General features: G+C 40.1%; 18 protein-coding genes. 5 read left to right on the plus strand and 13 right to left on the minus strand.

The features are described from left to right. Positions 1-16 precede the first annotated feature (16 nt). The 6 genes from B9Y87_RS06575 to B9Y87_RS06600 form a co-directional block, all read right to left on the minus strand. On the minus strand, positions 17-988 hold the full coding sequence (locus tag B9Y87_RS06575; RefSeq protein ID WP_085497343.1) for a Gfo/Idh/MocA family protein: 972 nt from the start codon (positions 986-988) through the stop codon (positions 17-19). Further along, the gene (locus B9Y87_RS06580) at positions 985-2,004 is read right to left on the minus strand and encodes an NAD-dependent epimerase/dehydratase family protein (protein ID WP_085497345.1); all 1,020 of its coding nucleotides are present in this window, start codon (positions 2,002-2,004) and stop codon (positions 985-987) included. The genes B9Y87_RS06575 and B9Y87_RS06580 overlap by 4 nt, the downstream gene beginning before the upstream one ends. Positions 2,005-2,067: 63 nt before the next feature. After that, complete coding sequence (locus tag B9Y87_RS06585) at positions 2,068-3,180, minus strand: zinc-dependent alcohol dehydrogenase (RefSeq protein WP_085497347.1); 1,113 nt, start codon at positions 3,178-3,180, stop codon at positions 2,068-2,070. Positions 3,181-3,281: 101 nt separating this feature from the next. After that, positions 3,282-4,436: a Gfo/Idh/MocA family protein gene (locus tag B9Y87_RS06590; RefSeq protein WP_085497348.1), complete on the minus strand. Its 1,155-nt coding sequence runs from the start codon at positions 4,434-4,436 to the stop codon at positions 3,282-3,284. Positions 4,437-4,502: 66 nt separating this feature from the next. Then, on the minus strand, positions 4,503-5,552 hold the full coding sequence (locus tag B9Y87_RS06595) for a sugar phosphate isomerase/epimerase family protein (RefSeq protein ID WP_085497350.1): 1,050 nt from the start codon (positions 5,550-5,552) through the stop codon (positions 4,503-4,505). Positions 5,553-5,575: 23 nt separating this feature from the next. Further along, on the minus strand, positions 5,576-6,769 hold the full coding sequence (locus B9Y87_RS06600) for a ThuA domain-containing protein (RefSeq protein WP_217807492.1): 1,194 nt from the start codon (positions 6,767-6,769) through the stop codon (positions 5,576-5,578). A gap of 308 nt (positions 6,770-7,077) precedes the next feature. Here B9Y87_RS06600 and B9Y87_RS06605 point away from each other — a divergent pair, with 308 nt between their 5' ends. The 4 genes from B9Y87_RS06605 (at position 7,078) to B9Y87_RS06620 (ending at position 11,961) form a co-directional block, all read left to right on the plus strand. Next, positions 7,078-7,962 (plus strand): AraC family transcriptional regulator, encoded by an 885-nt coding sequence (locus B9Y87_RS06605; protein ID WP_085497352.1) that lies wholly within the window; start codon positions 7,078-7,080, stop codon positions 7,960-7,962. Between the two features lie 698 nt (positions 7,963-8,660). Beyond that, the gene (locus B9Y87_RS06610) at positions 8,661-9,929 is read left to right on the plus strand and encodes an MFS transporter (protein WP_085497353.1); all 1,269 of its coding nucleotides are present in this window, start codon (positions 8,661-8,663) and stop codon (positions 9,927-9,929) included. Between the two features lie 20 nt (positions 9,930-9,949). Then, positions 9,950-10,789 carry a sugar phosphate isomerase/epimerase family protein gene (locus tag B9Y87_RS06615; protein ID WP_085497355.1) on the plus strand — a complete coding sequence of 280 codons (840 nt, stop codon included), beginning with the start codon at positions 9,950-9,952 and terminating at the stop codon, positions 10,787-10,789. 50 nt (positions 10,790-10,839) lie between these two features. Further along, the gene (locus B9Y87_RS06620) at positions 10,840-11,961 is read left to right on the plus strand and encodes a ThuA domain-containing protein (RefSeq protein ID WP_085497357.1); all 1,122 of its coding nucleotides are present in this window, start codon (positions 10,840-10,842) and stop codon (positions 11,959-11,961) included. A 212-nt stretch (positions 11,962-12,173) separates the two neighbouring features. Here B9Y87_RS06620 and B9Y87_RS06625 read toward each other — a convergent pair whose 3' ends face one another. The 7 genes from B9Y87_RS06625 to B9Y87_RS06660 form a co-directional block, all read right to left on the minus strand. Continuing rightward, positions 12,174-13,559 (minus strand): exonuclease domain-containing protein, encoded by a 1,386-nt coding sequence (locus tag B9Y87_RS06625; RefSeq protein ID WP_085497359.1) that lies wholly within the window; start codon positions 13,557-13,559, stop codon positions 12,174-12,176. A 100-nt stretch (positions 13,560-13,659) separates the two neighbouring features. Beyond that, positions 13,660-14,166 carry a YqiA/YcfP family alpha/beta fold hydrolase gene (locus B9Y87_RS06630; protein WP_085497361.1) on the minus strand — a complete coding sequence of 169 codons (507 nt, stop codon included), beginning with the start codon at positions 14,164-14,166 and terminating at the stop codon, positions 13,660-13,662. Between the two features lie 21 nt (positions 14,167-14,187). Then, positions 14,188-15,126, minus strand: a complete 939-nt coding sequence (locus B9Y87_RS06635) for an SGNH/GDSL hydrolase family protein (protein WP_085497363.1) — start codon at positions 15,124-15,126, stop codon at positions 14,188-14,190. Positions 15,127-15,680: 554 nt separating this feature from the next. Continuing rightward, positions 15,681-16,007: a DMT family transporter gene (locus tag B9Y87_RS06645; RefSeq protein WP_085497367.1), complete on the minus strand. Its 327-nt coding sequence runs from the start codon at positions 16,005-16,007 to the stop codon at positions 15,681-15,683. A gap of 67 nt (positions 16,008-16,074) precedes the next feature. Next, positions 16,075-16,920, minus strand: coding sequence for an alpha/beta hydrolase (locus B9Y87_RS06650; protein WP_085497369.1), 846 nt, complete (start codon positions 16,918-16,920; stop codon positions 16,075-16,077). Positions 16,921-17,134: 214 nt separating this feature from the next. After that, entirely contained in the window at positions 17,135-17,674 is a 540-nt protein-coding gene (locus B9Y87_RS06655) for a dihydrofolate reductase family protein (RefSeq protein WP_085497371.1), read from the minus strand. Between the two features lie 217 nt (positions 17,675-17,891). Continuing rightward, positions 17,892-19,331 (minus strand): S41 family peptidase, encoded by a 1,440-nt coding sequence (locus B9Y87_RS06660; protein WP_085497372.1) that lies wholly within the window; start codon positions 19,329-19,331, stop codon positions 17,892-17,894. Between the two features lie 564 nt (positions 19,332-19,895). On the opposite strand from B9Y87_RS06660, the gene B9Y87_RS06665 reads away from it, so the two are divergent. Further along, on the plus strand, positions 19,896-22,952 hold the full coding sequence (locus B9Y87_RS06665) for a ligand-binding sensor domain-containing protein (RefSeq protein ID WP_085497374.1): 3,057 nt from the start codon (positions 19,896-19,898) through the stop codon (positions 22,950-22,952). The last annotated feature ends 35 nt before the right edge of the window (positions 22,953-22,987 follow it).

Consider the following 22,987-nt stretch of genomic DNA (forward strand, 5'->3'; position numbering starts at 1 on the left):
TTTGTTTGGTATATAATTAATTGATATTCACGTGAATTCCTTCTTTTTCAGATTTTTCACAAGCCTCTATAATTCGTTGGCATGTAATGGCATCCTCAAGGCTGGAAAGTGCCTCTTCATTGTTTCGCAATACATTGTTTATGAAATGTGTTGCCGTATTCTTTATCGACTCAGGATAACACTGATACGTTTGTGAATGGGCACCATTACGGTCATTTATTACCCAATCCCGATAGCTGTATCTAGTACTTCCTTTTGTTCCAATAACTTTTATAATACAAGTCCATGGATCTCCTGCATGATCATCATTGGCAAAACTGGCCGATAAATGGCTCAAGGTACCATTCTGCATCTTAATATTCGCCATGGCTACATTTTCTTGTGGAGCAATGGTCGTATCTACCGTATGTTTTAAACAAGAAACCGTTTTGGGCTGTCCTGCCAAATATAACATGGTATAACTGTGATGGGTCAATATCTGTCTTATGACCCCAGGATAGCGCGCTCTTATATCCTCGGCATGATGTATATTGTACATCATATAGAATTGGGAAATATCGCCCAATTTACCGCTCTCAATCATTGATTTTGCCCTCTTTATCCCTGCCTCATAGATATAATTATGGACCGGCATACATTTAACACCAGCCGTTTTAACAGCTTCCTGCATCAGCTCCAACTCAGCAATACTAGAGGCTGCCGGTTTTTCCACCAATATATGTTTTCCTGCCTTAGCCGCCCTAATGGTATAATCACAATGGGTCTCCATATTGGTCAATATGAAAACCGCATCGATTTGGGGGTCTTGAAACAATTCATCCTCCGTTTTATAAGTCTTACATCCAAAGATTTTTGCCTTTTTTGCCCCTTTCTCAAAAGTCCTGTTCCAAAGACCCACAAGTTGGGCACCAGGTAAATTATTTATGGCCTCTGCATGTAAATCGGCTATGTCTCCCGCCCCAATAAATCCTATTCCTATTTCTTTCATGAGGCAGCAGTAGAATATTTTAATATGCCTTTTTCTGCCATAGCCTTAAACTCTATCAAGGAATTTCGGATCCCCTCAGCTATGTCGGTCAAAGGCAAATTCTTAAATGTGCTCGCTATTTTACTATGGTCCAAATCGCAAACGAAGAGGTTGGGCGGAGCACCATCCATGACAGATAATGATACATATTCCCCCATTCCCAAGGCAGTAGCCTGTTCTTTTATGATACTCAAGAATGAGGTGATTGGAATGGTCTCTCCCTGTATGTTAAAGGCGCCAAAACCTTGGTAGGGCTGTAGCGCACAGGCAGCGAATTGAGCCCCCACATCTTCTACAAAATGGTAGTTTTCCCTTCCTTGGTATGGCATTTCAAAAGGAATTACTTTTCCATCCACTGCCCCTAAGACTATGGCCTTTAAGGCATTGGTGGGGGCAGAGGTCTTTCCTTTGTCCCTACCCTTTCCATAGGTGGTGTTCAACCTCAGGCAAACGGTAGGTATTTTGGTGTTATCATGAAATAAACGTGCCAAGTGTTCCCCCGATAATTTCCATATGCCATAGTGATTGGGCGGGGCCAAGGGAACATCCTCATTAATGATTTCTTGTGGATACATGGACCTCATTCCATAAACCGCGGCCGAGCTGGCAAAAACAAATCTCTTGAGATTGGTCAGTTTTTCAGCCGCATCAAAGAGCGCCATTGTACCTCCTGTATTTATTTCCATGCCACCAATATGATCTCGGGAACAATCCGGACTTTGGTAGGCCCCTAAATGAATGATGTGAGTGGGGTCCACCTCCAACAAAACCCTTTCAATCTCTTTGTAATTGGAAACATCCAGAGTAACGAACTCCAGACGGGAATCCAAATCATCCGGTAGCCATAATTTTAATGGGTCCACATTATTGGAGCGGGTAGCAATAACAATTTTCCCGACTTCCTTTGATTGTAGAAGTTTATAAATCGTGACCGATCCTATACAGCCGGTACCTCCTGTTATAAATATTTTGTGCATAATCCTTAATGCTAGTTTTTTTTTAATATTAGGTTGTAGGCCTGTACAAGAACTAATGTGTTATCAGTTCATTTTTACAACGGCCTTCATATTATTTGCCTTTATCGAATCTTCAAAAGCTTGATTAATATCTTTAAAATCGTAGTAGTCCGTGTAGTGTTCTGAAGGAAATATACCGGTTACCATCAATTTTTGTGCGGCCATATAGTCTGCCCTGCAAGATCCCATGGACCCCCTCATGTTTAAGGAGGTTCGTGTAAGGTGAGTGGCATTGATCTGTACATCCGTTCCATAGGTAGCAATAACACATATATCCCCTTCAGGTTTTACAACACCTACCGCCTCTGTAAGTACAGGTGGAACGCCGGAACATTCTATAAGAAGATCTACCTTTCCATTAGTACCAAAAGGAATACCTTTATCATCGGTGATGCCATTTAGCAACTGGGAGGTCAAAGAATTTTCAGGTGACACCTCAATGGTAATAAAACCTCTTTCTTTTGCCCTTTTTAAACGGATATCACGATCGTGGGCAATTCCGGTTACTGCCACTCTTGCTCCTGCTGCACGTGCTACTTCCGCAGACATCATACCTATGATTCCACAGCCCGTAACCACAACGTCCTGTCCTGGCTTAATGTCGCATTTGTTATAAAGTGCATTGGTTATAATAGACAAAGGTTCCACCAAGGCACCTTGGGCCGGGGTAAGACCTTTCATTAAAGGCACTACTCGATCCGACTCCAAAACTACTTGTTGTCCAAATCCCCCATTTCTATGAAAACCGATGATTTCCTTTTTGGGGCATAAATTCCATTTGGACACGCTGCATGCCGGGCAATCCTCTTCCCTACAGCCCAACATGGCCAAGGGCGTAAAAATATCCCCAACCTTAAGGTCACCGTGGTCACCAGGACCCAACTCCAAAACCTCGGCGCTAAACTCGTGCCCAATTACCCTAGGACGCTGCACCCAATCAAAATTGGCCTTGCCTATAGTTGCACTATTATCCGAGCCACAAATTCCGGTATACAGTGTTTTTGCCAATATTTCACCTTCCTTCAATGGAGGGATTTCCATATCTACAACCGCTGAATTACTGAGGACCGACTGACCGGAGTTTGGATATATTTTCTCGTTGGACTGAAGACAAAATCCTTTTATAGAATTACTCATAGCAATAATTTGTTAATTTTAATTTCATGTTCTATTTAAAGTTTAAAAATTGATAATTCAATTCTAAACTATGAACTTCCTTTATCAGAAAAATTTGAAAGTTACCATTTAACCCCAGTATCTTTCCAGCTCTTGGTTCTGGCAGATTCCAAAACGGCCTCGCAAACTTTTTGGGTTTCTTGAGCTTCCTTGAAGGTAGGCGAGCAAGGCTTGCCCTCCTCTAGAGCCTTAAGGAAATCCGCTATTTGATGTACAAAGCTATGCTCATACCCAATAGAAAGTCCCGGCACCCACCATTTGTCCATATAGGGATGGTCGCCATCCGTTACATGGATGGAACGCCATCCTCTCTCTTGGGATTCATCCCTATGATCAAAATACTCCAAGCGACTTAGGTCGTGCAAGTTCCATTTTATAGAGGCATGTTCCCCATTAATTTCAAAAGTATATAAAGCCTTATGCCCTCTAGCATATCTTGTGGATTCAAAAAGACCCAAAGAACCATTATCAAAATGGCAATGAAACATACAAGCGTCATCAATGGTTACCTCTTGTTTTTCACCAGTACCGGTATGTACCCTTTCCTTTATAAAAGTTTCGGTCATGGCGGAAACATCCTTGATCCCACCATTCAACCACATAGCAGTATCTATACAATGCGCCAACAAATCTCCTGTTACACCAGATCCGGCCGCATCATTATCCAAGCGCCATAGGCCCTCACCACCTTGTGGAAGCTCTGGACTAATGGTCCAATCCTGTAAAAAATTGGCACGATAATGAAAAATCTTACCCAATTTACCGGCATCTATAAGTTGTTTTGCCAAAGTTACCGAAGGCAATCTTCTATAATTAAAATAAACGGTATTGGGTACTCCTGCCTTTTCAATGGCATCAACCATCGGTTGGGCTTCAGCCACTGTACGTGCCAACGGTTTTTCACACAAAACCATTTTCCCAGCTTCTGCCGCTGCAATGGCAATTTCGGCGTGCATATTGTTGGGAGTACATATATCTATGGCATCAATGTCATCACGGGCAATTAACTTTTTCCAATCCGTTTCTATGGATTCATAACCCCATTGATCCGCAAATGCTTGGGTACGCTCTTTGTTACGTCCGCAAATAGCCTTTAAAACCGGTTGATACTTCAACTCTGGAAAAAAATTACCTACCCTCCTATAGGCATTGGAATGGGTTCTACCCATAAATCCGTAACCTACCATTCCTATTCGTAACTCCTTTTTACTTGACATGTATACTCTATTTTTTTTAATTGAATTTAAACTTTTTTGAATTGCGCCTAATTTTGAAACCCACTACTAAGGAGCTTCATACCAACCATGTAGTTGACGCACTTTTATCATAGCGCCTAAAATGTCGTTCCAAGTTTTGGGCTGCATCATAACATCATTGGGGAACATACATCCGTCCCAACAAATATGCCTTATTTTTTTGGTAAGGACTCCATTTTCATCGCGCAACCAATGACCTGCGTCAACTGCAATATCCAATTTTCCATTTGGATCTGTAGCCTGGCAGTGCCTTCCGGTTTTATCATGGGATCCCGAGCCAAATACGGTACCATCATTTTGAGCCACGTGAAAATCAATCGTCCATGGGCGAAGCGCTGCAGTTACAGTCTTAAGACCTTCGGTCAATGTTGCACGGTCACTCCAGTCAAAGTCTTTAGGTAAAATTCTTTCGTCCTCCTTATTATACCCCAAGAGATACAACAAGGTATGGGCCATATCGGCTTGAAATCCTATATTAGGCCTATCTACGGCCTCTAGGGTGTTCACCATGGTCTTCCAACCGTGCATTCCTCCCCAGCAAATTTCACCTTCAGCAGCTAAGGCCTCGCCATAATCGGCGGCCACGTCGCAGGCCTCACGGAATGTCTGAGCAATCAATTTGGTATTGGCCACGGGATCCGCGGCCCAACTATGCGGATCAACGGACGAATCTATTCTAATGACCCCATTGGGACGAATCCCTAGATCACGCAGTTTTTTGCCTATGATACAGGCCTTGCGAACCTGGGTTACAAACTGATTGCGCTCTTCCCTAGACCCCATTGCGGAGCCTCCCCCTGTTCCGGCCCAGACAGGGGCTACCAAACTACCAATTTCAAGATTTTTGGCCCTTGCCTTATCCACCATTTTTTTAATACCATCATCATTGGAATCAATATCCAAATGAGGGTCGGCAACAAAAAGGTCAAATCCGTCAAATTTAACCCCATCTACCTCCGCATTGGCAGTAAGCTCAATCATGGTATCTATAGAAATAGGTGGCTCTGAATCAGGTCCTTTACCTACCACACCGGGCCACGAAGCGTTGTGGAGTTTAGGAAAATTGTTTTCTGGCATAACTGTTGATTTAATCGTTATTATTATTTTCTTGGCATTATAATAGACTCCCAACCTGCAAGATCGGAAGGTTTTACATTTTTCTGATACCCCTCAAAGTTAAAAGTAGTTGGCTCATAGCCCCCTACAAAATCTACCGGATTGTCCTTTTTAATTTCTTCTTCCATTTCCAATCCCCAAAAACAGGCGTTGATGAGCATTCTTCGAAAACCTTCATTCAGGATATCTTCCGAAGCCCCATGGGTAGTGGTAAATGCCCGCCCAGGCTTGCCCGATTCCAATTGATATGTTCTAACCCAAGCCACAGGAAGCTCTTCCTTGCTTGTGTCCGGTGCAGCGTCCGGGGTCATCCCGTTCAACACCCTTCCCCGAGCCAATATCTTCAAATCCTTACCCTTGGGGTAGGCGTTATAGCCTCCACATTGAGCCCATGCACTTTGCACTCCTCGCATTATAGGATGCTCCCTATTATTTTCTTCCAATATCAGTTTGGAGGCCTGCTGATGGTTCTTGCCATAGTGCCCAACCCAGGTCTCTCCTAATACTACTTCCCCAAATCCACCGTGCCAAGCCTCTTTTTCCCCATCGTATTTATAGTCATAATGTTTCCAATTGGGATTATCGGCGTTTTTAAAAGCATGGGTAGAAGTTCGCAATCCTATAACAGCCCCTCCCCTTTTAAGATAATCATCAATATATTGCATCTGCGCATCCTCAAAATTTGCAAACCTCATGAACATTACCATAAGGTCTGCCTCTTCAAGCACATCGAGTCCTTTAAGATCAGACCCTCCAGGCAAGATATTGCCATCATCGTCCAAAGCCCATACCACGGTACAGCTAAAACCATATCTCTTGGCCAAAATCCTTGCCAATGCCGGTAAGGTTTCCTCCCCTCTATATTCATGATCGGTAGCAACGAAAACAATATGCTTACCCTTTCCCGGACCTTTCAGGCCATTATATGTTATGCGATAATCATTAGGATTTCTTTCAGCGTTTACGGCCTCCATATTCCACTTGGGACCATCATTCTCCAGCTCCTCGCCTTCTACCTGCACTATCAATTGTTCCGTATATTTATTACCTAGAACCACAGCTCTTTTGCTATCCTTGTCACCACAGGAAACAAGCACACCAACCACTAAGAAAGACCATATGGCATTCCATGTGATCTTCCCAAAAAAAGAACCTCTGTAAATTACTGATTCCAACATAATAATACAAATCTAATATCCCCGTTACAGGAACCATTCCAATGCCAAACCTTGTAGTGTTTGAGATAATCAATGTATAAAATTCCATGGATGACCAACGGGCACATTAAGCCATATTGTTTGTCAATATCTAAATATATTATCAATTTTTATACACTATTCTTAAAATTTACACGGATAAAATTTGACAATAAAAACTTAGGTTTACAAATCTAAAATACTATCTGATTGGATATTCCCTATATCTTACTAAAAGATGACACTTTTTTGTCTTAAATTAGCCAAAATAAAATTCAATCAGGAAATTTATGAGTACCCCCAACATTGAAAAAACCTTAACCACCAAGGAAACTTTTATTTTCAAGGATATGGTTGGCCCCTACTTCAATCCAAACTGGCATTTTCATCCGGACTACCAGATATCTTTAATTGCCGAGGGCAAAGGGACGAGATTTGTGGGAGACCACGTCCAATCTTTTGAAAAAGGCGACCTAGTTGTTACCGGCCCAAACCTTCCTCATTTGTGGCGTAGCGATGATGCTTATTTTGACAAGAACAGCAAGCTGTCTACAAGAGGTCTGGTAATTTATTTTGACCACGATCTTTTTAGTGAATCCTTATTGGGCAAGGAGGAGTTTTACAACATAAACAAGTTCGTGGAAAATTCGGTAAGGGGTATGGAGTTTTATGGGGAAACCCGCAATAAAATAAATAGGCTTATCCACAAGATCAATAATGAACTGGGGTTTAGAAGAATTATTAAATTATTGGAAATAATAGATATCCTTGCCAATAGTGAAGAATACCACCTTTTATCCAGTCCGGGGTATACCAATGTCTTTAAGGGCGATGACGCGGATAAAATGCGAATTGTCTACGACTATGTCATGACAAATTTCAAAACCAAAATATCGTTGGAAGAAATATCGGAAATGCTCAATATGACCACCACCTCCTTCTGCAGGTATTTTAAACCCCGGGCAAACAAAACCTTTACCCGCTTTGTAAATGAAATCAGAATAGGGCATTCAAGAAAATTATTACTGGAAGATAATTTGAATATCTCCCAGATAAGTTACGAGTGCGGTTTTAATGCCTTATCCAACTTCAATAGACAATTCAAGGCAATCGTCCAAATGAGCCCACATGAATACCGAAAATTATTTTTGAATATCAAAACAAGCATATCCTAAAAGCGTAAAATATGGCCCTCACCCTATGGGAGCCAAAATTATTTAGAAGTTTAAGATTAAATTCAGGTAAAAACCAATCCCAACCTATTTACCAAAGCTTAAAACTTGGTCTAAATAAAAAGCATTAAACCTCAGGGCAAGCCCTGAACCCAATAATAGGAATCGACCCAAGGGTCGAGGTATTGAACCTAGATCCCGCCAAAAAAGGCGGGATTAGGTCAACTTGCAATTTTAAGTTCGTCTTACCGACTTCTCAAAATTGAGTTTCACTAATAAATTATAAGCATATTTTATCCTTACCATATTAGCCGTCGATTTCTGGTTACTTATAACAAAACTGTTCTACCTTATATATTATACATATTATATGGTGCAATGAATTTTATTTTTTTGGACTAGGAACCAATATATGTAAATGGCAAAAAAGTACCATTATTTAGTAGGATACAGGAACTTTAAAAAATCTTTAAAGTTTAAATTTATCAGCTTTTAATTTTTTGGTTTTATAAGACCATGGATTTGCCTTAGGCAAATAAAAAAAAGCTAAGTAACAAAAGCGTAAAATAGACTATCATTAATTTATTATTTGATAAAACAATTAAAAATAAATTATGATTATTGTAAAAAAGAGATTAAACTTATACACTGAAATCAAAAATTAAATTATACACCATCTAATTAAAAATCTATTAAATCCAATGGAAAATTCAAATGATCAACAAAAAACCAATGCCAACAGGCTGTTTTACGGTAGCTGTTTCGCATTAATCACAACCGCATTCTCTTTTAGCATTAGGGCTGGGATTCTACCACAGCTCGGAGAAGAACTAAGTTTAAGTGCCGAACAACTAGGCTTTATTAATTCCATGTGGTTCTTTGGCTTTCCGATATCCATGGTTATCGGAGGATTAATCTATCATAAGGTTGGGGGAAAGGCCATTATGCAATTTGCCTTTTTTGCACATGCCTTAGGAATTATTTTAACCATCTATTCCGGCAGTTATGTGGGATTGCTAATTTCCACCTTATTGATCGGTCTGGGAAATGGATGTACCGAAGCCGCATGTAACCCTATGATTGCGGATGCCTATTCAGGAACTAGGATGAGCAGAATGATGAATCGTTTCCATATGTGGTTCCCAGGAGGTATTGTTTTAGGTAGTCTAATATCCAAGTTTATGACCGATGCAGGTTTAAGCTGGGAAACACAGATCTGGGTGATAATGATTCCTACCTTGATCTATGCCTATTTATACTTTGGGCAGGCATGGCCAAAAGCCAAGGTTGAAGCGGCTGCCACCCTTAGTGGTAATTTAAAGGCCATGGTGTCCCCACTATTTATTTTCATGATTGTTTGTATGTCTTTAACCGCTATCTCCGAATTTGGCCCACAACAATGGGTAGGCCTTATCTTGTCCAAGAGTGGTGCAGAACCTATGATCATACTGGCCCTGGTTACAGGATTAATGGCAGTAGCCCGTTATTTTGGCGGTGAAGTTGTTCACAAATTCGATCAAACAGGAGTACTATTGGGTTCAGCCGTTCTGGCAACAATAGGCATTTATCTTTTTAGCACCCAAACTGGAACCATGGCCTATATTGCTGCCATCTTCTTTGCATTGGGAATTGCTTATTTCTGGCCCAATATGATTGGTTTTGTTGCCGACAAAATACCAAAAAGTGGCGCCTTGGGAATGTCCATTATTGGTGCTGTAGGTATGTTCTCCTCCTCTATATTCCAACCCATTATTGGGGGATGGATCGATTCTGATAAAGCCGAAGCCGCTGCCGCAGGATTTACCGGTGATGAATTGGAATTGGTTTCCGGACAGGCCACACTTGGCACCATGGTAGCCTTCCCTGCTATTTTGATCGTCCTATTTACCATACTCTGGTTTTGGGTTAAAAAACGCAAAAACACCGATGCCGCTGAAGCTACTAGTGGCCAAGCTGTAACAGACTATTAGAAAACACATAAAATTATAGAATGAAAATTGGAATGAATATGTTGCTCTGGACTAACCATGTCACAGAGCAACACTTTGATATTGTAGATACCTTAAAAAAAACTGGATATGATGGGATTGAGCTCTTCTTAGGTGATGGGGACCTAAAACATTATACAAAATTAGGCAAGCATTTTTCCAGTATAGAAATGGGTGTTACTGCAGTAGGTGCATTATCTCCAGAGCAAAATATTGCCAGTCCCGATAAAAAGACAAGGGAGGCAGGCCTGGAACGTTTAAAGTGGACCATTGATATGGCCGAGGCCGCCAATGTTGAAGTGATATGTGGTCCTTTTCATTCCACCTTTGCCCTATTTACCCGCCAACCACCTACCTTACAGGAAAAACAGTGGAGTAATGAGATGCTCTATAAAGCAGCCGAATATGCCCAAAAAGCAAATATTATACTTACTCCTGAAGCTGTGAACAGATTTGAATGCTACCTATACAACACAATGGCCGACCTTGGTAATATGGTCCAAGAGGTAAACCATCCCAATTTAGGTGCCATGTTCGACACACACCATGCCAATATTGAAGAAAAAAATCAGGGCCAGGCCATTAAAACCATTGCCCCCCATTTAAGGCACGTACATATTAGCGAAAACGATAGGGGTACGCCCGGAAGTGGACAAGTGCATTGGGACGACGTCTTTTCTGCCCTGAAGGATATAAAGTATGACGGCTGGCTAACCATAGAAGCCTTTAGCACCATTATACCGGAGTTTGCCAATGCCATTAATGTTTGGCGGGATTACTCTCCTTCAGAGGAAATTTACACCAAAGGCTTGAAATTAATCAAAGAAGGAATGGGGATTTAATAATTAATCCAGTTCTTTATTTTCAAAATGAATTCAATAAAAAAAAATTAATGAAAAACCTATTACCTATCCTTATTTGCCTTTCTATGATCGCCTGTAAAGAGCAAAAAGAGGCCAAAACAAATGAAACGGCAATCGAAACAACTGCGGTTACTACTGAACAGTGGCTTACATTTGAAGGTAATGATAAGAATGCAAAGCATATAGTCCTGATTTCAGGTGATGAAGAATACCGTTCTGAGGAATCGATGCCACAATTGGCCAAAATCCTTTCCAAACACCATGGTTTTAATTGCACTGTGTTGTTCGCCCAAGATCCGGCCAAGCCTGGAGTAATAGATGCCAATTATGTAAAAAACATACCTGGTCTGGAAGCCCTTGACAGTGCCGACTTAATGATTATCTCTACAAGGTTCAGAGCTTTGCCCGATGATCAAATGAAACATATTGATGATTATCTTACGGCAGGCAAACCAGTCATCGGACTAAGAACAGCTACACATGCCTTCAACTTTAAGGATGAGGACGTATCCAATTACAAACATTACGGCAACTCCTATAATGGCGATCTAAAGGAATGGGAAGGCGGATTTGGTCGACTTGTTCTTGGTGAAAAATGGGTGAGCCATCACGGGCACCACAAACATCAAAGTACCAAAGGCTTTGTAGCCGATGCGGGGAAAACCTCTGGAATTGCAAATGGTATTGCAGACGGGGACGTGTGGGCCTCGGCCGATGTTTATGAAGTGCGTTTGCCCATGTCCGGAGATGCCCAACCTATAATATATGGCAAGGTAATGAACAGAAAAGGCGAATTTGACGAGAATGATATATTCTATGGCATGCGCCCCACGGATGATGAAGAGGCCAAAACCAATAATGCAGGAAAAGATGTTAGTGCACCACTGATGCCGGTAGCCTGGACCAAAACCTATCAAATTCCGGGAGGAAAAAAAGGAAAGGCCTTTACTTCCACAGCCTTTTCAGCAGTAGATTTTACTATTGAAGGAACGCGAAGATTAGTCGTAAATGCCGTGTTTTGGGCAATGGATCTACCAATACCGGCCGAAACCAACGTAGAATTGGTAGGTTCCTATAACCCTACTACCTATGAATTCAGGACAGACGAATACTGGGACCAAAAACAACTAAGAGTAACCGACTTTAAATAATACCAATTAACCAACCAATCTTTACCAAGAGGCTGTCTAAAAAGGCAGTCTCTTTTTTTTGTTCCTTTGACCTTAAGCATACAAAAAATAGTCCATAGGAATTATTATAGTTCCCCTCCACTGAAAATTAAGTTATCGCTAATAGATGTAATGACATCAATTATGTAAGCTTCCAGTATATCAACATAGGCTTTAGAATTTGGGATTCCCATCTACATTGGTACTTCATTGGGGAAATCTATCATAATTGGCTTCCCATTCCCTGCCCTTAAATATCGCCTAAGAATTTTTTGAACGTCATTATTATCGGACATAGGCTTAATATACTTATCATATTCCTTAAAGGTCCTTATCTTTTTTCTTTTGGAAATGAATCCAAATCCCTTGTAAACACCATTTTCTACAACAATAACAGATTTTTCATTTGTATTTCTTCCCTCTGCTTTTATTAGGTAAGTATTTTTATCATCGGCAATAGGCATTAAGGCCTTCTCCACACGCTCATTATAGGATTCCACTGTTTCCTGTTCCCGACAAATACCGTGACATTTCTTAATATGAAAATGAAAACAGGCCCCTGAAATATGCTGTAAACTGCAATAACGGGGACAAAGTCCATAGGTCTCGCACAATTCCTCCAAAAAAGCCCTGCACTCCCCTTGGTTATAAAAACAGGCCAATGGCGCTTTTAGTTTGCCCAATCGATCATAAAACAGGTGCATTATTCCGTTTTTATCCACCCTTGTACCTATGCCATAGCGATATCCGGTTCGTTTTTGTGCACGATTAAATTTTGGAAGGTGTTTTTTTATTTCATCGGACTCCAACAGTAGCGCCACCAATTCACTTCCCGTATGCGTATAATCTATATGTGCAGTTTCAAAACACAGTCGCATTTCTTTATGCGCCCTACTATAGACATGGCTCAACACCCGTTGTTTAATATCCTTGGCCTTACCCACATAAATGATCTTTCCCTGGGAGTTTTTAAAATAATACACTCCAGTAACATGGGGCAGGGAGGTCACCACCGATTTAGGCCATAATGGAGGTAAACTTGCCTGGCCGGATTTTGGCCCCAACATGAAATTAAAAACCCCATCCGTGTCCACGGTCCATAGTTTTTCGAGTAAACTTACCGTGGCCTCTGCCTTTTCCTTAGCGCCTTGTAACTGACCAACATTAATACCCAATTGGTTGCAAATTGCGCCAAGACTATAACTTTGTTGCCCAGGTATTAGTTTGCGCGACAATCTTAAGGTAGATATCCTCTTACGTTTGTATACTCCCCCTAGTGAAGCCAGTTCATTTTTAACACCATTGAAGTTAAAATTAACATGATGTGAAATAAAAATACAGTCCGTGGTCAACGCTACCACCTCCTTGGCTATCTCATAAAACTTTGGTGCACCAAGCAACATATCATCTTTTATCCCATTGCGACGGGTAACTTTGTATTTTATAGATACTTCGGGGTTTACCAAAGAAGAAAATTCCCTTACCACCTTTTGGCCATCGTGAATTAAAATACAGATTTCGGTAATCTTATTATCCTCTCCCCGTAATCCTGTATTTTCTGTTTCAACTATGGCGTACACTAACGATATGAATTTTAGAGTATAAAATTAAAAAACAATAAGCCAACAGGATGGCTTTTCATGTATTTAACGTTTCGAATATATAAATTGGATCTTGGCCTTAGTTTGGATGCCAAGTGGATAGTTGATTAAAAAAGGAGCTAACCTCATATTCGAATATATCCAGTGGAATCCTATGTGCCAAGTCCTGTCTAAGGGAGATATGGTAATCCGTATTTTCGGTAATTCTTTCCCCTATAAATTTTAAAGTGTCCTTGGGGGCAACCACCTCATCCTTTGCCCCTAGGACCAATTGCATAAAGGAGCGATTTGGATTGCTATAATCAGGCACACGTTGAAATACGGAACGGGAATCCAAGGCCGGGTTGAACAATAGGGATGGTTTTTTAAATGCGATGGACAAATAATAACCTACAAAACCACCCATACTGCTGCCCATTACCATATCTATGTCCCCATTTACAAATTGCCTTCTAACATTTTCGATACTATTACTGTCCGATTCATAGTCGATAGATGGGGAATACACGGTACCGTACTTCTCAAGAATTGTTCGTTTTTCTTCACTGAGACTACCGTTAAGTCCGTGTAGGTATAGTATGTTCATTAAAATGACCAATTAGCTTAATTAGTTCTTCTGTAAATTACGTATCTGCTTCCGCAGTATTTCCGTCTTGTCCAATGCATCTCCAAGAGCAAGCCCCACATTCATTCCAGGCCTTTGGTGACCTATGGAAGTAAGCCATGCATCCTTCATTATTTTTTGCCGTTCCTCTACAAGCTTCCATATTTCTAAGCCATGGTGAAATTGGGAAACCACTTCCTCCATACCATTGGCTTTGGATATTTCGTCTTCCCCAAGGTAAAGTAGCAGTTGTTTGGCCATTAACCAATGTCCAGTATCATTGGGGTGCACACCGTCCTTAGCTAAATAAAAATCGTCATTGGAAAGACGCTGATCTTCCAAGTACTTCTTCATAGGCCAGTGTACATCAATTACTTTCCAACCATCCGTATACCTTTTGCTTATAATCCAATCTGAATAAATATCCAGGACATTGGCGTAGGCTTCCCCTTTACTGCCATCATAAATGGGAGGGGTTATATGTACTATTGGGGTCCCATTTACCCGGACTTCTTGATTCAGCCAATTTATACCCTCCTTATACTTTTGGAAACGTTCTTCATCAAAGGGCAAATAAATGCCGTCATTCATTCCATAACAGGAAAATATTAGATCCGGTTTTGTACGCTCAAGGATACGCTTTAAACGCTCGTGAAGATCCGGACGTGGGAATTTACCGTCTGCATGTCCAGATTCTGAAAGGCCGGATACCGTTTCACTAGGTAATCCCACATTAATAATTTCAAAATCCCGATCCGGATATTGTAAGGTAAGGTAGGCATCTATGTACGATACATATTGCCCGGAATAGGTAATACTGTTCCCAAGAAAAAGTATGCGCTTAACATCTTGTGGTATTTCATAGCTATTTTGGGCCTTGACATAGAATTGTAACATCATCAACAAGGAGAATAGCATTGTTGAAAATTTAGTATTTATCATTTGCGATCGATTTGTATAATTATAAACTCCCTTTTTATTATCAATTCCAACTTAATGCTATATCATTATGAAAGGGTCCTTTGTTTCTTTCCGTAATGGCCTCTATCCAAGATAACATATATAACTATCCACCCCTTAATGTAAACTGTCTCAGAATAAGCTTCTTACCAATACTAAAATCAACCCAATAATATACAGGGTGGTAAAAATCAGTTTATTATATTTAGCCAACCAATTGGGAAGAAAGATATCAAAATTATCCATTTCGGAATCTGAATATTTCCGTGCCATAATGGTAAGGGGACAAAACATTTTAAAAACTAAAAGAACAATGCCCTCCAGAATAATTAACCCTATGCCTATCCAGGTATAGATATTAATTTCATTGAAAATTCCGGAATACAAAATATAGAAAATAACGACCACTAAGAATAGCCAGATCAGGGTGTGTACCCATTTGATTGCAAGAAGTCGATTTTCTGGATTCATTTTAAAACAAATAAAACAATTAACCCAAACAACAACCTACTTTGTAGTAGGGAATACATCCTAATTTAATTGGATACAAACTTCAGTCCAATAATAGAACATATTAAGGTAGTCATAAAGAACATTCTCCAAAAGGTAGCAGGCTCTTTAAAAACCAAAATCCCCACCAGTACAGTCCCCACCGCTCCAATTCCAGTCCATACGGCATAAGCCGTACCAATAGGCAACTCCCTTGTTGCCCGAACCAGCAGCAGCATACTTACGGCCAAACACAGCAAAAAACCAATGTACCAATAGGTCGCCTCGGCACCAGTAGCCCCTTTTGCCTTACCGAGACATGCCGCAAAAGCCACTTCAAACAGACCCGCAATGATTAGTAACACCCAACTCATAAATAGCCTTTAGTCCCTGTGGTTTATAGTAATATTTTCCAACAAACTTCCCATCACCAAAATTTTATTAATCAATGTTTATAATTGGTTCCTTCTTTAAATATCCCAGGGAAACCAAAAATTGATCGGCCTCGGCAACAGTACTTTTGTAGGCTTTAAGATTGGCATAGTTAAAAAATCCATGCCCTTCCCCTTCATACAATTTAAGGTAGCACCTACTTTCCACTTTTTCCATTACCATTTTATAATATTCGGCAGTAGCCACGGGAATCAAATGATCTGTGGTTCCCAGGAAGAAAATGGTCGGGGGAGCCCCTTTTTGAATATTGTGAAGGGGTGAAAAACGCTTATATTCCTCCCCAATTCTTTCATAACCATAACCTCCGGGACCATTATCTACCACAGGGTTAAAAAGTACCAGGGCATTAGGGATACAATCAATGGATGTATCATCAGCCGGGTCATTGTATCCCATTATTAAAGCCGTTGCAGCCGCTAGGTGTCCGCCTGCAGAGCCTCCGGAAGCAATTAGTTTATCAACGTCTATATTAAACTTGTCTGCATTTTTTCTTATAAACCTAATGGCCGACTTAGCATCTTTTAGAGATTCGAAAGGAGTTGTGCCATTTATTTTTGAAGTACGGTAATCGGCCAAAAAACAGACTATCCCCCTTTTGGAAAAGTATTGTGCCTGATGTAGGAATTGTGACCTTTTGCCCCCTACCCAACCGCCGCCAAAAAAGAACACCATGGCAGGATAATTTTTGGAAGAATCCATATTGGGCGGATAATGTACTTCCAAAAACAATTGGGTAGTATCCACTTTCTTATAAAGAATTTCCTCTTGGGAATTACAAATTTGGGTACTGAATAAAGTACCAACGATTAGGGCAATCAACAATTTTAAATGCATTTACAGTTTTTTAGAAAGGTTTTTACGAACAGCCATCTTCAACAATTGAAATTTAAGGTCCTAAGATAGGAAAACCCTCAAACTTCAGCACAGAATAGTCTACCACAGATAAACATTCCTAAAAGAGCACCCAAAACCCTAAAAAACAAGGAAAAATTGTATAAAAATTGAATTCAATATTTAGCGTAATGGGTATATTTTCAAGCGATACATATTAACGCTTCCTCGCATAACGACTTTGCACCAACTGATTTAAAAAGATTTTTGAAGCTACCAAAGTAAATTCAAGTTCTTTGGGAAGTACAGAGAACAATGCACTTCCTCCTCCCAAAACTATGGGGATGGTGGTAATAGTTATTTCATCAATGAGATCTTCCTTTAAAAAATTCTGTATGGTTACACCTCCATCTATGTAGAGCTTATGGTACCCCTTATCATGTATTTGTCTCATGATATCCGTTAAGCTTCCTTTAATCAAATCGGCCTTATTCCTATATTTCCCTTCTAGTGATTCCATGGTGCTGCTTACTATAAAAACTGGTTTGGCATAGGGCCAATCCCCTTCAAAACCACAGACTGTTTCAAAAGTTTTACGGCCCATCACAAGAGCATCCACTTGGCTTATAAATTTATTATAACCCATATCCGATTGCTCCGGATTGGGAATGGAGGTAAGCCAATCCAATCCACCATTCCTATCGGCGATATAGCCATCCAAACTTGTTGCTATAAAGACCATATTTCTTTTTACCATAGGATAAATCTAAAACTAAAAGAGATATTCTTCATTAAGGTATTGGTTTTTGGCCAAAAGCCATGGACCCGCCTACCAATTCATTAAGGAATAATTAATGGCCATTTTAAGCATTTGAGCATCACACGTTACCAACCTGGGATTATCTGTTTCTATCACCATTTCAGCTACCATACTACTTTAATTTTCTTACTATTTACCTGTGGATGTACCATATTTATCCTTTATTGATAATTTTCATGGTTCGTTCCATAACCTCATCCCTACCCGATAAAATACCCGTAATGGTAGGTTGCACCGGGTAATGGGGTACAATTCCCCTATCTGTAAATTCATAATCCCCGACCGCTGTATAATAGGCCATCAAAGGAATCCCCAGTTTCAACTTGGAGTTTGGAAGGGTTACTATAGAAAAGGCTCCACTATTATTCCCGTAATAACCACCGCCAGTTTCCTCACCTATAAAGCTAACCCTATCCAGATGGTTTGCCACGGAACAAAACTCAGAAGTGACAGAGAAACAAGCACCGTCTATCAATACGTAAACCCGCCCCTTAAAAGAAAGTTCTTGTGGCATTTGTACAGCTAGGTTTCCGTTGTGCTCCCACCGAAATTCCCCATCTTCGGTTTGGGTTATCAAAGTCCTTAACTGCTCATAACCTTCGGGCAATTGGGCATGCTCCACAAAAGAAAATCTTTCATTGGTCGCCACTACCAGTTTGTCATAATACCTAAATTCGGAATTTGCCAAATAGGACAACAATAGGGACCCAAAGGCATCCTTGCCTCCTTCGTTTCCCCTCAAATCCAAAATTAAATTTTCAACATTTTTGGTATTGATTTCCGTAAAGGATTCTTTTAGAAAGGCCTCAAAATTATATTTTTCCTCATCGGGCCAGAAGGTACGTAGGGTCAACAGGGCCGTCTTCGAATTCTTAAATTCCAGTTGATAGGGAATACTGTTTTGTTCCGCAGTATCATGTTGCATTACTGTTTGGTAGGAAACCGAAGGTAGATTCATACTGCCCTTCCTCCCACGGTGCTTATAGGTGATATTAAATTGGTTGTAGGCCTTACCTTCCTCCAAATAAAAATTAGAGAACAAGGCATTAAAATATCGATTAAGTTCGTAGTGCTTGAAAGTTTGGTTATGTCCGTCAGAAAACAGATTGTTCAATAAACCTTCAATAATCTTATCCATTCCCATGCCATTGATAGCCGTAATTTCGGTTCCAGGTTCCAATTTAACCCTGGTATCATAGCTATAGCGCACGTAGGCCCTGTTCTTGTCCAGAAAAAGTTTTAATGGGAATAGGGTCTCCCAATTGTAATAATACATAAAACCCTTATCCTCCGAGGGCATTAATTTGGTATGCCCACATCCAATTTTGGTCAATACAGGGTTCAATATTTTATAAAACTCCTGTTGGGTTATTGGTTGATCGAGTTTCTTGACAACTGACTCAAAACTTCCATCCATAGATGACTTGGCTGCATATCTGTAAATTCCAGGATGTGCCTCCTCCAATGCCGTTCTGAAGAGTTGAAAATCTTTCTTTAATTCTGAAGGGTTCAGAGTATTTTGGGCACTGACAACAAAGACACCTAAAAATTGGATGAAATAGAACCCCAAATGTAACATCGTTTTTAATCCCATAGTCTTTATAACAATTAGTGGGTCCTTACCTAACAAATGGCTTCTAGGAAACTTTTGTATTCAACTTTGTAAGTCGATAAAGACATTGTTTAAATACAAAGATCAAGTGATTGGAAGAAGCTTACAATCACATAAGAATGTGATATTTTTAACAAGGTCCACGTTACATCCTTAAAATCCACCAATCTTTATAAAAGCACAATTTTTCACATGTTTATGCTATTTCAGGGATGAAAGTCCATATCTAAATTTGTACTGTTATTCACTACTAAAATTTTAGGTATAAGAATCAAAATGGTCCTAGTGGATCAAATGGTCCCTGAATCTAAAACAAATGGGGTTTATTCATCAATCAATAAAAATCAAAAAAACAAGATCAATCATGATAACATTATTTCAAATTCTAATCGACCTTTTAATAGCGCTTTGGATTACAGTTATACTATAAGAGGCATATGGAATCCATGCCCTAGTTAAGGACTTCCTTTGCTGCTTAAAATTTCGAATTTTTAGTACTTGGGATGTCCAATCTTTGCGTAATTTTAATCTAAACCACCTGGCTGCATGCGCATAAGGATTCTTTGTTGTTTGCTATGTTTCCAAGCCTATCTATTTGGACAGAATTCGTACGTCTTCAATAGATTTTCTACCGCGGATGGTTTAAATACCAATAAGGTGAAATGTGTTTGGCAAGACTCCACTGGATTTCTTTGGATAGGCACCGAGGTAGGCATACAACGTTTTGATGGGAGAAAATTCATTTCCTACGTTGGTCCCGAAAATTACCAACTTCCACCAAGTATAGGGGTTGACCAAATTTTGGATGCCGGCAATGGCAATCTTTGGTTATTGCAGGGAAGCCAAATAGGGAAATTCAATACCGTAGATTTTCATTATACCACTGTACCTATAAGGAGTTATGGAAGCATTCCCCCAAGATCCGAATTCAAATTGTACATAGATAGTAAAAAACAGGTATTTCTATGCACCTCCAAATATGGCCTATTATGGTACGATGCCAAATCCAATGCTTTTGTAGAGTCCAATTTACCAATCAAAATCCCTAGGGGTTGGGGCGTAAGTTCCCTATATGAAGACAAACTGTCGGGAGAATATTGGATCTGCAGTGAACAGGGGCTAGCAGTATATATGAGCTCTAAAGGTGAGGTCTTTCACCAGCTCAACAATCCCGATAACATACCATTACTGAACAGAAAGGAAATTAATAATTCTATAGATTTTATTAAAGATAAAAAAGGCACATGGTGGATAACCTATTGGAATTATAATCCCCATAAGGAACACCCGGTCCTCCTGCACTACGATCCGAAATCAAATCAATTTCTATCGGATACCCTAAGAAGTCATACATCCACAAAAAAATATACGTTTCTAAGGCAAATTTTGGAAACCCGTAATGGGCAGATCTGGATCGGGGGAGAAAATTCCCTGTTGAGCTATGACACTGATCTTCAAGGTTTTCATCAACATTTCAAAACCGACCCTTTGGAGTTCGATATAAAATGTAATCAGGCTAGACATCTCTTTGAAGACAGGGAAGGCAATATATGGCTGAGTACGGAGAATGGACTTTTTGTAATGAATCCCAACCAAAAGGACGTATATAGCCTTGTGGTCATAGATGGCCTTGGTCTGGACTCACCTGTAAATGCCATACTGGAAACCAAGACCAAGGAAAATTGGATTGGAACATGGGGCAAGGGCATTCTTTTTTATGACCAAAAATTCAAAAAATTGGAAGGAAATCCTTTTGCCGGTTTGGGGGCAGATTCCTTCAAATTGTATACTTCCATTTGGGACCTTCAACAACACAGTGAATCGGGATATGTCTGGTCTGCCTGCCAGGGGGGCAGACTGGCCGTTTTTGATGCCAATACAAAAAAGGCATTACATTGGCTTCACCCTCCAGCATTTAAAAATTCTACGGTGCGCCAGGTGAAGGAAGATAAAAATGGAAATCTTTGGTTTGGCACACAAAGTGGACGTTTGATTAAATGGCAAAAGAACGATCCTATTGACGATAACCATTTTGAAGAAATACATAATTTCAACACCATTATTTACAGACTCTATGTTGATCTGCAGGGCCGTTTATGGGTAGGGACCCATAAGCAAGGAGTATACGTATTGGATGTGGATACCAACGAAATCCTTTTTCATTTTAATACCGAGTTCAACGATAGCTATGGAATAATGGATAATACCATTTCTGATATTCAACAATATAACGACAGTATTTTTTTGGTGGGCGCCGAGGCTTTGAACATTCTAAACATCAACACCTCTGCAGTAAAAAAAATTACTTCCTATGAAGGACTTTACGGGTCTAGAGTATTACAATTAATGATGGATAGGGAAGGAATAGCATGGATGATAACCAGCAATGGCCTCAGCAGTTATAATTATGAAAAAAATATAATAAGCTCCTACAACAACCTTCATGGTGTTATCTATGCGGAAAAGACCTACAGCGCCAAATGGATGATGCAGAACGGGGAAATATGGTTTGGCGGTGAAGATGTAGTTTTTGGCTTTTCGCCCGAAAAACTAAATTTTAAACAAAAACCTCCCAAGGTAAACATTACAGATTTTAAGCTCTTCAATACGTATATGCCGCTGGATTCGATCATGGCGCAAAAGGAAATTGTATTCAATCATTATCAAAACTCCTTTACTTTTTATTTTTCCGCCCTGAGCTTTTCCCAACAAAGAAAATTACAATACTATTATCGCATTCCCGGAGTGAACAAAGATTGGGTCAAGGCCGAAAGGGATATGGCCGCCACCTACACCACCATGCCCTCCGGAAAATACACTTTTCAGGTAAAATGCATGAACCTACAAGGACTGGAACCGGACGAAATTACCAGTATCGACTTTAGGATACGCCCTCCCTTCTATCGTACATGGTGGTTTATTGCATTGCTTCTCTTTACCGGAATAGGTATGGCCTATTTTATCTATAGACTTAAGGTAAACCGTATCCTGGCCGTTGAAAATTTGAGAATCAAAGTGGCCCGGGACCTACATGATGATATGGGCTCTACCTTGAGCACTATAAACATTCTCAGTTCCATGGCCAAGAGTAAAATGAATAGTGATACCGTAACCAGTAGTAACTACCTTACCAAGATTACCGACAACAGCCAAAGAATGATGGAAGCTATGGATGATATTGTATGGAGCATTAAACCGGACAACGATAACATGCATAGGGTTATTGCCAGAATGAGGGAATACGCCACCGGCATCCTGGAAGCCAAGAACATAGAGTTCGATTTTCAGGTAGAGGATAAAATAAACGACTTAAAACCGGATATGGAAGCCCGTAGGGACCTCTTCCTTATTTTTAAGGAAGCTATCAATAACATTGCCAAATACTCCCATGCCAAGCGCGCAGAAGTGCAACTAACCTATACAGATAAGTGGCTCCAAATGCAGATTATGGACAACGGGGTTGGGTTTGATATTGAAAAGGTAGACAGTGGCAATGGACTGGACAATATGGTTAAAAGGGCTTCCAAAATGAAAGGAAAATTAAAAATTGACAGTAATCCAGATCTGGGCACCGAAATTTGCTTGAACGTCCCGGTACGTTAAAGGACATTTTAACATATTTATGTGATTTTACCCTA

Origin of the sequence: Arenibacter troitsensis (assembly GCF_900177645.1) — a bacterium.
Classification (GTDB): domain Bacteria; phylum Bacteroidota; class Bacteroidia; order Flavobacteriales; family Flavobacteriaceae; genus Arenibacter; species Arenibacter troitsensis.